This is a genomic window from Atlantibacter sp. RC6 (assembly GCF_014193285.1).
Taxonomy (GTDB): Bacteria; Pseudomonadota; Gammaproteobacteria; order Enterobacterales; family Enterobacteriaceae; genus Atlantibacter.
On record NZ_JACHZE010000017.1, the window covers coordinates 23,770 to 32,051 of the forward strand.

Sequence of the window (8,282 nt, forward strand, 5' to 3'; positions counted from 1 at the left end):
CGCCAGGTTTTACCCTGGCAGCAGTGACCTGTTTGAGCGAGAGTTACTCGTCTTCCAGCTCGATATTGATACCCAGCGAACGAATCTCTTTCAACAGTACGTTGAAGGATTCCGGCATGCCCGGTTCCATCTGATGGTTGCCATCCACGATGTTCTTATACATCTTGGTACGGCCGTTCACGTCATCAGACTTAACGGTCAGCATTTCCTGCAGAGTATAAGCAGCGCCGTATGCTTCCAGTGCCCACACTTCCATCTCACCGAAGCGCTGACCACCGAACTGCGCCTTACCACCCAGCGGCTGCTGAGTAACCAGGCTGTAAGAACCGGTGGAACGGGCGTGCATTTTGTCATCAACCAGGTGGTTCAGTTTCAGCATGTACATATAGCCAACGGTAACCTGGCGCTCGAATTGCTCACCGGTACGACCGTCGAACAGCGTGATCTGACCGGAAGTCGGCAGGCCACCCAGCTGTAACAGTTCCTTGATTTCCGACTCTTTGGCACCGTCAAATACCGGCGTTGCAATCGGCATACCTTTACGCAGGTTCTCAGCCAGACGCAGCACTTCTTCATCGCTGAAGGTGTTCAGGTCAACTTTCTGACAAACGTCTGCACCAAGGTCATAGGCTTTCTGGATGAATTCGCGCAGTTTGGCGACTTCCTGCTGCTGTTTCAGCATGGCGTTGATCTTATCGCCGATACCTTTCGCAGCCATACCCAGGTGGGTTTCCAGAATCTGACCGATGTTCATACGAGACGGTACGCCCAGCGGGTTCAGTACGATGTCTACCGGCGTGCCGTTTTCATCGTAAGGCATATCTTCGATCGGGTTGATCTTGGAGATAACACCTTTGTTACCGTGGCGGCCTGCCATTTTGTCACCCGGTTGAATCTGACGTTTAACGGCCAGATACACTTTCACGATTTTCAGCACGCCCGGTGCCAGGTCATCGCCCTGAGTGATTTTGCGGCGCTTCGCTTCGAGTTTCTTCTCAAACTCGTGCTTCAGCTCATCGTACTGCTCAGCCAGTTGCTCAAGCTGATTCTGTTTCTCTTCGTCGGTCAGGCCCAGTTCCAGCCAGCGATCGCGGGACAGTTTGTCGAGCTTCTCAGCTTCAACGCCGCCAGCAACCAGCACAGCATAGATACGACCAAACAGGCCGGCTTCGAGGATCTGCAATTCTTCAGACAGGTCTTTCTTCGCCTGCTTGAGCTGCATCTCTTCGATTTCCAGGGCACGTTTGTCTTTTTCCACGCCATCGCGGGTAAAGACCTGAACGTCGATAACGGTACCGGACACGCCGTTCGGTACGCGCAGAGAAGAGTCTTTAACGTCAGACGCTTTCTCACCGAAGATCGCACGCAGCAGTTTCTCTTCTGGGGTCAGCTGGGTTTCACCTTTCGGGGTAACCTTACCTACCAGAATGTCGCCACCGGTCACTTCAGCACCGATATAAACGATACCGGATTCATCCAGTTTGGAGAGCGCAGCTTCACCCACGTTCGGGATGTCAGCGGTAATCTCTTCTGGCCCCAGCTTGGTGTCACGGGACACACACGCCAGTTCCTGAATGTGGATGGTCGTGAAACGATCTTCCTGGACCACACGCTCGGAAACGAGGATGGAGTCTTCGAAGTTGTAACCGTTCCACGGCATGAACGCTACGCGCATGTTCTGACCGAGCGCCAGTTCACCGAGGTCGGTGGACGGACCGTCTGCCAGCACGTCGCCGCGCTCAACCGGTTCACCCAGGGACACGCACGGCATCTGGTTGATGCAGGTGTTCTGGTTAGAACGGGTGTATTTAGTCAGGTTATAGATGTCGATACCTGCTTCGCCCGGATACATCTCGTCTTCGTTAACTTTGATAACGATACGGGACGCATCCACGTACTGAACGGTACCGCCACGTTTAGCCACGGCGGTAACGCCGGAGTCAACCGCAACAGCACGTTCCATACCGGTACCCACCAGCGGCTTATCAGCGCGCAGAGTCGGAACCGCCTGACGTTGCATGTTCGCACCCATCAATGCACGGTTGGCGTCATCGTGTTCCAGGAACGGGATCAGGGACGCACCGACGGAAACCACCTGCTGGGTGGAAACGTCCATGTAGTCAACCTGGTCGTTGCTGAACAAGCTGGATTCGCCTTTGCTACGGCAAGTAACCAGATCGTCGACGAAACGGCCTTCTTCGGTCAGGTTGGTGTTCGCCTGCGCGATCACGTAGTTACCTTCTTCGATAGCGGAGAGGTAATGGATCTCGTCAGTGACCACGCCATCAACAACGCGACGATACGGGGTTTCCAGGAAGCCGTATTCGTTAGTCTGCGCGTACACAGACAGGGAGTTGATCAGACCGATGTTCGGACCTTCAGGGGTTTCGATAGGACATACACGACCGTAGTGGGTTGGGTGTACGTCACGGACTTCAAAGCCCGCGCGTTCGCGCGTCAGACCGCCTGGGCCGAGTGCAGAGATACGACGCTTGTGCGTAATCTCAGACAGCGGGTTGTTCTGGTCCATAAACTGAGACAGCTGGCTGGAACCAAAGAACTCTTTCACTGCCGCAGAGATCGGCTTGGCGTTGATCATATCCTGAGGCATCAGGGTATCGAGGTCGCCCAGAGACAGACGCTCTTTCACCGCACGCTCAACACGCACCAGGCCAACGCGGAATTGGTTTTCCGCCATTTCGCCTACGGAACGGATACGACGGTTGCCGAGGTGGTCGATGTCATCCACTTCGCCTTTGCCGTTACGGATATCGATGAGCTTCTTCATCACTTCGATGATGTCGTCTTTGCTCAGGATACCGGAGCCTTCGATTTCTTCGCGCAGCAGAGAACGGTTGAACTTCATACGACCAACCGCGGACAGATCGTAGCGGTCTTCGGAGAAGAACAGGTTCTCGAACAGGCTTTCAGCGGCTTCACGTGTCGGCGGTTCACCAGGGCGCATCATGCGGTAGATTTCTACCAGCGCGCTCAGACGATCGTTGGTTGGGTCGACGCGTACGGTTTCAGAGATGTACGCACCGTGATCCAGATCGTTGGTAAACAGCGTTTCGATACGCTTGTGGCCGGACTGGCTCAGTTTCGCCAGCAGATCCAGAGAGAGTTCCATGTTCGCCGGGCAAATCAGCTCGCCGGTGGACTCATCAACGTAATCTTTCGCCGCCACTTTACCGGCAATATATTCAACCGGTACTTCGATGTGCTTAATGTCGTCTTTTTCAAGCTGACGAATATGGCGCGCAGTGATACGGCGGCCTTTTTCGACATACACTTTGCCGTCTGCTTCGATATCGAAAGAGGCGGTTTCGCCACGCAGACGCTCCGGGACCAGCTCCATTTGCAGCTTGTTGTCACGGATTTCAAAAATCACTTTTTCAAAGAACAGGTCAAGGATCTGCTCAGTGGTGTAGTTCAGCGCGCGCAGAATGATGGTTGCAGGCAATTTACGGCGACGGTCGATACGGACAAACAGGTTGTCTTTCGGATCGAACTCGAAGTCCAGCCAGGAACCACGGTAAGGGATAATACGTGCGTTATACAGCACCTTACCTGAAGAGTGAGTTTTACCCTTGTCGCTGTCGAAGAACACACCCGGGCTACGGTGCAGCTGAGAAACGATAACGCGCTCAGTACCGTTGATAACGAAGGTGCCGTTATCGGTCATGAGCGGGATTTCGCCCATGTATACTTCTTGTTCTTTGATGTCTTTAACGGTGCCTTCCGGCGCTTCGCGCTCGTAGATCACCAGACGCAGTTTCACGCGCAGCGGAGCCGAATAGGTTACGCCACGAATCTGACACTCTTTAACGTCAAATACGGGTTCGCCAAGACGGTAACTGACGTACTGCAGTTCCGAGTTGCCGCTATAGCTCTTGATCGGGAACACGGAACGGAATGCCGCTTCCAGACCATACTGGCCTTCAGGATCTTGCTCGATAAACTTCTGGAACGAGTCAAGCTGGATAGAAAGGAGATAAGGAATGTCCAGCACTTGCGGACGTTTTCCAAAATCCTTACGAATACGTTTTTTCTCGGTATAGGAGTAAACCATAGGGTTCCTCAGCTCGCTGACAAGTCGACCCACTCTGTCCATTGAATAAGGACAGTTTATGCAACACCATTTTGTTGACCGGAAAATGGAACACTTTCCGCAATGCCTGTTTCTATCACTCTTAAATCATTTCGTTGCGATTTACACAGCGCGCCTGCCCTGTCGCAATATATTAAGTCGTCGATAGAAATAACCATTGGGGGAAACCAGTAGATAAATAGTGTGAAAGGCTACTGGCGCCCTGTAGCGCAAAAAGGCTGGTGACCAAAAAGTCACCAGCCATCAGCCTGATTACTCAGGCTGCAACCAGAAAAGTTGGCTTATTTAACTTCAACTTCAGCGCCAGCTTCTTCCAGAGATTTTTTCAGAGCTTCTGCGTCGTCTTTGCTGATGCCTTCTTTCAGAGCGGCCGGAGCGGATTCAACCAGGTCTTTCGCTTCTTTCAGACCCAGGCCAGTCGCGCCACGTACAGCTTTGATTACGGCAACTTTGTTAGCGCCGGCAGCTTTCAGAATTACGTCGAATTCAGTTTTCTCTTCAGCAACTTCAGCCGGGCCAGCAGCAACAGCTACAGCAGCAGCAGCAGAAACACCGAATTTTTCTTCCATTGCAGAAATCAGTTCTACAACGTCCATTACGGACATAGCGGATACTGCTTCAATGATTTGATCTTTAGTGATAGACATTTAAATTGTTCCTGAATATCAGAATAAGTTTATACGTAAGCAGATGCTTTATAAGGAAAACTGCGATTAAGCAGCTTCTTTCGCATCGCGTACAGCAGCCAGAGTACGAACCAGTTTGCCAGCCGAAGCTTCTTTCATGGTTGCCATCAGGCGTGCAATTGCTTCTTCGTAGGTCGGCAGGGTTGCCAGGCGATCAATTTGCGATGCCGGGATCAACTCACCTTCAAAGGCCGCAGCTTTAACCTCGAATTTTGCATTCGCTTTCGCGAACTCTTTGAACAGACGAGCAGCAGCGCCCGGGTGTTCCATAGAGTATGCAATCAAGGTAGGACCAACAAACGTGTCTTTCAGGCATTCAAATTGAGTGCCTTCAACGACGCGGCGCAGCAGGGTGTTACGAACAACACGCATGTAAACGCCAGCTTCACGACCTGCTTTACGCAGTTCAGTCATTTTATCTACGGTAACGCCACGGGAATCCGCAACAACCGCAGACAGCGCGCCTTTGGCTACTTCGCTGACTTCAGCAACAATCGCTTGTTTGTCTTGAAGATTTAAAGCCATTAGCTTTGCTCCTGGATGTTTGCCGGGGCTCATGCCCCGGAACTCACTTCACTCTTCTCAAAGAAAAGAGCGTCTTAATACGGTGAGCAGAAACAAGCCAAAGAAAACTTATAAAAAGGTCTTCAGGTTCTGTCACCGTCTACGCAGGAGATTAAGTTTCAGAGAAACACCTGCGGTCTTGGACGGGGCCTGGATAAGGCCAGGCTCCAACCGAAAATTCTGTCTATGACTTCGCCATTCAAACCGCAGCAGCGTTTGTTGCAATTTGACTGGCTCGCATAGCGTTCTGTCTGATTCGACAGAATCGTGGGCGTAAGATTGTAGACAAATCCGCCGCCCACGTAAATAGCGAATTATTAGTTCGCTGCTGCGTTCAGACCAGCCTGGTCAACCGCAACACCTGCACCCATGGTGGTGGAGATGCTAACTTTCTTGATGAAAATACCTTTTGCCTGAGACGGTTTTGCTTTTTTCAGCGCAACCAGCAGGGCTTCCAGGTTTTCTTTCAGTTTGTCAGCGTCAAAGTCCACTTTACCGATGGTGGTGTGGATGATGCCGTTTTTGTCGTTACGGTAACGAACCTGACCGGCTTTCGCGTTTTTAACCGCTTCAGCAACGTTCGGCGTTACAGTACCCACTTTCGGGTTCGGCATCAGGCCACGCGGACCCAGAACCTGGCCCAGTTGGCCAACAACGCGCATTGCATCCGGAGAAGCAATAACAACGTCAAAGTTCATTTCGCCTTTCTTGATCTGCTCAGCCAGATCTTCCATACCTACCAGCTCTGCGCCAGCAGCTTTAGCTGCTTCAGCGTTCGGGCCCTGGGTAAATACAGCTACGCGAACTGAACGGCCAGTACCGTGCGGCAGTACAGTTGCACCACGTACGTTCTGGTCAGATTTACGTGCGTCGATGCCGAGGTTAACAGCAACGTCAACGCTTTCTACGAATTTAGCGGTAGCCAGTTCTTTCAGCAGAGAAATAGCTTCGTTGATGTCGTACTGTTTGGTCGCATCAACTTTCTCACGGATCACACGCATGCGCTTGGTCAGTTTAGCCATTTCTTAGTCCTCCACTACCAGGCCCATGGAACGAGCAGTACCTTCGATTGAGCGAGTCATCGCTTCAATGTCAGCACCAGTCATGTCCGCTGCTTTAGTCTGCGCGATTTCCTGCACCTGAGCGCGGGTTACTTTACCCACTTTGTCTTTGTTCGGCTTGCCGGAACCAGACTTGATACCAGCCGCTTTTTTCAGCAGAACTGCTGCCGGCGGAGTTTTGGTAACGAAGGTGAAAGAACGGTCAGCATAAACGGTGATAACAACCGGGATTGGCAGACCTTTTTCAATGGAATCGGTTTTTGCGTTGAACGCTTTGCAGAATTCCATGATGTTCACGCCCTGCTGGCCCAGTGCCGGACCAACTGGCGGACTCGGGTTCGCCATACCAGCTGCTACTTGCAGCTTAACGTAGGCTTGTACTTTCTTAGCCATTCTAAAATCCTCTGATTGGGTAATAACGCTTCAGTGAAGCTCCCCGTGATGAATATCGTTTTACGGGCAAAGCCCATAAAAACAAAAGGCGCGAAATTGTAGTCCAATCTCGCGCCCTGTGCAACGATTAATCGTTGCTTTTACAACCTGACTGTTAGGCCTTTTCGACCTGAGCAAAGTCCAGTTCGACTGGCGTTGCGCGTCCGAAAATGGATACTGACACTTTCAGGCGGCTTTTCTCGTAATCGACTTCTTCAACAACGCCGTTGAAGTCAGCAAACGGACCATCGCTAACACGAACCATCTCACCCGGTTCAAACAGCGTTTTCGGACGCGGCTTATCACCCACCTGCTGCAGGCGGTTCATAATCGCATCCACTTCTTTATCGCTGATCGGAGCCGGACGATCCGAAGTACCACCGATGAAGCCCATCACACGCGGTACGCTGCGCACTAAGTGCCAGCTCGCATCGTTCATGACCATTTGGACCAGCACATAGCCCGGGAAGAATTTGCGTTCGCTTTTGCGACGCTGGCCGCCGCGAATTTCCACAACTTCTTCAGTTGGGACCATCACGTCGCCAAATAACTCTTCCATGTTATGTAATTTGATATGCTCGCGCAGGGAAGTCGCTACGCGGCCCTCAAAACCGGAAAACGCCTGAACGACGTACCAGCGCTTTTTAGGAGCTTCAGACATCTCAGAACCTCAGGCCAGTGATAAAAGAAACCAGGCGGACCAGAATACCATCCAGGCCCCATAGGATCAGTGACATTACAGCAGTAACCGCCGCTACAATTAACGTGGTATGCAATGTTTCCTGGCGAGTTGGCCAAATCACTTTACGGACTTCGGTTCTCGCTTCACGGGCAAACGCTACAGTCGCTTTGCCTTTCGTGGTCAGCAGCGCAACGCCGCCCGCTGCCGCAATTAAAATCACCACTGCCAGGGCACGCAACGGCAGGGATATATCACGATAAATGTAGTTGCCTACGATAGCTACGATCAGCAGCACCGCCACGGCGATCCATTTCATCGCTTCCAGGCCGCGCCCACTTCCCTGAGCTTCGGTATTCGCACTCATAAACCAACCTGTCACAATAAATCAGACAAACATTTTTGCCCCGCTACTGCGAGGCAAACCGAACCGAATCGCGTATTTCCGTCATTTTCAACAGGTTACCGCATCAATCAGTAACATGGCGGAGGATAAATGCTTCGGACTAAACGCCCTCTTCAGAGCCTGTCTCAGCAATGATTATGAGAAAGAAATCACTGATGAGCCAGGTTCTGGTTCGAAAGCGTGCAAAAAGGGCATCAAATGATGCCCTTTTCATGCGCATTGCGTCAAATGTTATCAGCGATTAGCTGAGAACTTTAGCAACAACGCCCGCGCCAACGGTACGGCCGCCTTCACGGATTGCGAAACGCAGACCGTCGTCCATCGCGATCGGGTGGATCAGGGT

General features: G+C 51.8%; 8 protein-coding genes. All 8 read right to left on the reverse strand.

The features are described 5' to 3' along the window. Positions 1 to 43 precede the first annotated feature (43 nt). Positions 44 to 4,072, reverse strand: a complete 4,029-nt coding sequence (rpoB, locus tag FHW74_RS22395) for a DNA-directed RNA polymerase subunit beta (protein ID WP_183172499.1) — start codon at positions 4,070 to 4,072, stop codon at positions 44 to 46. A 320-nt stretch (positions 4,073 to 4,392) separates the two neighbouring features. Beyond that, positions 4,393 to 4,758, reverse strand: a complete 366-nt coding sequence (gene rplL / locus FHW74_RS22400; protein WP_002438624.1) for a 50S ribosomal protein L7/L12 — start codon at positions 4,756 to 4,758, stop codon at positions 4,393 to 4,395. A 66-nt stretch (positions 4,759 to 4,824) separates the two neighbouring features. Further along, positions 4,825 to 5,322: a 50S ribosomal protein L10 gene (rplJ, locus tag FHW74_RS22405; RefSeq protein ID WP_001207203.1), complete on the reverse strand. Its 498-nt coding sequence runs from the start codon at positions 5,320 to 5,322 to the stop codon at positions 4,825 to 4,827. A gap of 356 nt (positions 5,323 to 5,678) precedes the next feature. Next, positions 5,679 to 6,383: a 50S ribosomal protein L1 gene (gene rplA / locus FHW74_RS22410; protein WP_183172500.1), complete on the reverse strand. Its 705-nt coding sequence runs from the start codon at positions 6,381 to 6,383 to the stop codon at positions 5,679 to 5,681. Between the two features lie 3 nt (positions 6,384 to 6,386). Beyond that, positions 6,387 to 6,815, reverse strand: a complete 429-nt coding sequence (gene rplK / locus FHW74_RS22415) for a 50S ribosomal protein L11 (protein WP_002438627.1) — start codon at positions 6,813 to 6,815, stop codon at positions 6,387 to 6,389. A 154-nt stretch (positions 6,816 to 6,969) separates the two neighbouring features. After that, positions 6,970 to 7,515: a transcription termination/antitermination protein NusG gene (gene nusG / locus FHW74_RS22420; RefSeq protein ID WP_125295710.1), complete on the reverse strand. Its 546-nt coding sequence runs from the start codon at positions 7,513 to 7,515 to the stop codon at positions 6,970 to 6,972. 1 nt (position 7,516) lies between these two features. Then, positions 7,517 to 7,900, reverse strand: coding sequence for a preprotein translocase subunit SecE (gene secE / locus FHW74_RS22425; RefSeq protein ID WP_002438629.1), 384 nt, complete (start codon positions 7,898 to 7,900; stop codon positions 7,517 to 7,519). A 280-nt stretch (positions 7,901 to 8,180) separates the two neighbouring features. Next, the coding region (locus FHW74_RS22430; RefSeq protein ID WP_072107067.1) for a hypothetical protein at positions 8,181 to 8,282 on the reverse strand (102 nt) is incomplete at its 5' end.